Annotated in this window: 3 protein-coding genes and 1 pseudogene; 1 reads left to right on the top strand and 3 read right to left on the bottom strand. The window is 66.6% G+C overall.

Features of this window, described 5'->3' with window-relative positions; genetic code table 11:
- Together WT97_RS19035 and WT97_RS19030 are read right to left on the bottom strand one after the other, a co-directional pair.
- A partial coding sequence (locus WT97_RS19035; protein ID WP_156440285.1) for an amidohydrolase family protein occupies positions 1–869 on the bottom strand: 869 nt, incomplete at its 3' end.
- Positions 870–887: 18 nt separating this feature from the next.
- Entirely contained in the window at positions 888–1,055 is a 168-nt protein-coding gene (locus WT97_RS19030; protein WP_060354111.1) for a DUF1427 family protein, read from the bottom strand.
- Positions 1,056–1,151: 96 nt separating this feature from the next.
- Here WT97_RS19030 and WT97_RS19025 point away from each other — a divergent pair, with 96 nt between their 5' ends.
- Complete coding sequence (locus tag WT97_RS19025) at positions 1,152–2,075, top strand: LysR family transcriptional regulator (protein WP_060354110.1); 924 nt, start codon at positions 1,152–1,154, stop codon at positions 2,073–2,075.
- A 66-nt stretch (positions 2,076–2,141) separates the two neighbouring features.
- Here WT97_RS19025 and WT97_RS19020 read toward each other — a convergent pair.
- A pseudogene (locus WT97_RS19020) lies at positions 2,142–2,312 on the bottom strand (hydrolase); the annotation flags it as partial.

Genomic DNA, 2,312 nt, shown 5'->3' with positions numbered 1-2,312 from the left:
TCGTGGTACTTGACGCTCTTCGTCCAGTTCACGAAGTCTTCCTTCTCCGCGTTCGGCTTCTGCGTGAACAGGTTGTATGCGATCCGGATCGTCATCTCGCCCGCGTCGTGCAGCTTGCGGATCACTTCGTAATCCTCCGGATAATTCTGCGATCCCCCACCCGCGTCGATCACGCCGGTCACGCCGAGCCGGTTCAGCTCGCGCATGAAGTGGCGCGTCGAGTTGTACTGATACTCGAACGGCAGCTTCGGGCCCTTCGCGAGCGTCGCGTAGAGAATCGTCGCGTTCGGGTTCGCGAGCAGCAGGCCGGTCGGATGGCCGGCGGCATCGCGCAGAATGGTTCCGCCCGGCGGCTCCGGCGTGTCCTTCGTATAGCCGACCACCCGCAGCGCCGCCGCGTTCAGCAGCGCGCGGTCGTACAGGTGCAGGATGAATACGGGCGTGTCCGGCGCGACTGCATTGAGTTCGTCGATCGTCGGCAGCCGCTTCTCCACGAACTGATGTTCGGTGAAGCCGCCGACCACGCGCACCCACTGCGGCGCGGGCGTCACGGCGACCTGACGCTTGAGCATCTCCATCGCGACCGCGAGCGACGGCACGCCGTCCCAGCGCAGTTCCATGTTGTAGTTCAGGCCGCCGCGAATCACGTGCGTATGGTTGTCGATCAAGCCCGGCAGCACGGTGCGGCCGCCGAGATCGATCGTCTTCGTCGCACGGCCAGCGAGCGGCACGATCTCCGCGTTGCCGCCCACCGCGACGAAGCGGCCGTCCTTGATCGCGACGGCGGTCGCGACCGGGTTCGCACGATCGAGCGTCGTGATGCGCCCGTTGTGAAGGATGAGATCGGGTTGGGTATCGGTTGCGCTCATGAAATGTCCTCGATGCGGTCAGAAGCCGAGCCAGTGACGAACCGGCGCGGTGGCCTGCACGCCAACCAGCATGCCGGCGAGGCCCACCAGCGCGACCAGCGGCGGCGCCGGCGAACGCACCCCGATCACGCTGTACACGACGCCGATCAGCATGCCGGCGCCCAATGAAAGTAAATAAGATTCCATAACGTTTTCTCCCGGCCGGATTAGAATCACCCGCATCGCGTGGCCGCGCGCGCGGCGCATCGCATCCGTTTCACTTGCCTGCCATCCCTTCCGACCATGCAACACCTTCCTGATCTCGAAGCCTGGGCCATCTTTGCGCGCGTCGCCGAGACGGGTTCGTTCGCTAAAGCCGCCGACCTGCTCGGCGTATCGCAACCCACCGTGTCGAAAGCGGTCGCGCGCCTCGAAAAGCGCCTCGGCGCGATGCTGCTGTACCGCACGTCGCGCAAGCTGTCGCTCACGCCGACCGGCGAACTGCTGCGCGACCGTGCGATCCGCCTGCTCGCCGATGCGGAGCTGATCGAAAACGAAGCGTCCGCGCAGGCACTCGAACCGCATGGCCTCGTGCGCGTGAATGCGCCGATGTCGTTCGGGCTGCACCATTTGTCGCCGGTGCTGCCCGCGTTCCTCGAGCGCTATCCGCGCGTCGACATCGATCTCGTGCTGACCGACCACATCGTCGACATCGTGTCCGGCGGCTTCGACGTCGCGATCCGCATCGCCGAACTGGCCGATTCGTCGCTGCGTTCGCGCCGCTTGTGCGCGGTACGCCGGCCACTCGTCGCATCGCCCGCGTATCTCGACCGGCACGGCCGGCCCATGCATCCGCGCGACATCGAACAGCACGTGTGCCTCACCTACACGAACCTGCCGACGCCCGAGTACTGGCGCTTTCGTCACACGGTATCGGGCGACGACTTCGGCGTGAACGTGCACGGACGCATTCGCTCCAACAACGCCGACGTGATCGTCCCCGCGCTCGTCGCCGGTCACGGCCTCGCGCTTCAGCCCGAATTCCTGGTGTGGGACGAACTGCAGCGCGGCGCGCTCGAAGAAGTGATGAGCGACTGGAAGATCGCGGACATCAACGTAAATCTCGTCACGCCCCCCGGCATGCTGCGCGCCGCGCGCGTGACGGTGCTGCTCGCCTTCCTCGCCGAACATTTCTCGCGCGCGCCGTGGGCGCTGCCCGCCGCCTGAACGCACGACAGCCGACGGCACGCGATCGCCGCGGTAGCCGCTGCGGCGATCGCGGCCGACGGCCCGTTACTTCGCCGGTACGGCAGGGATCGACTCGTGCGGCGTCGCGGTGCGCTGCGGCGCCTTGTGGACCATCGTGTACGCGTAGTCGACGCCCATCCCGTACGCGCCCGAATGCTCCTTCGCGATCGCCATCACCGCGTCGTACGAGTCGCGGCGCGCCCAGTCGCGCTGCCA

It is taken from the genome of Burkholderia sp. MSMB1459WGS, from assembly GCF_001534535.1.
Taxonomy (GTDB): domain Bacteria; phylum Pseudomonadota; class Gammaproteobacteria; order Burkholderiales; family Burkholderiaceae; genus Burkholderia.
The sequence above is the reverse complement of the archived record's forward strand: the minus strand, read 5'-3'. Positions and strand labels throughout refer to the sequence as shown.

Excerpts from the sequence above, each read along its gene's own strand:
- WT97_RS19030 (WP_060354111.1), bottom strand. The coding sequence starts at position 1,055 with ATGGAATCTTATTTACTTTCATTGGGCGCCGGCATGCTGATCGGCGTC.
- WT97_RS19025 (WP_060354110.1), top strand. The coding sequence starts at position 1,152 with ATGCAACACCTTCCTGATCTCGAAGCCTGGGCCATCTTTGCGCGCGTC.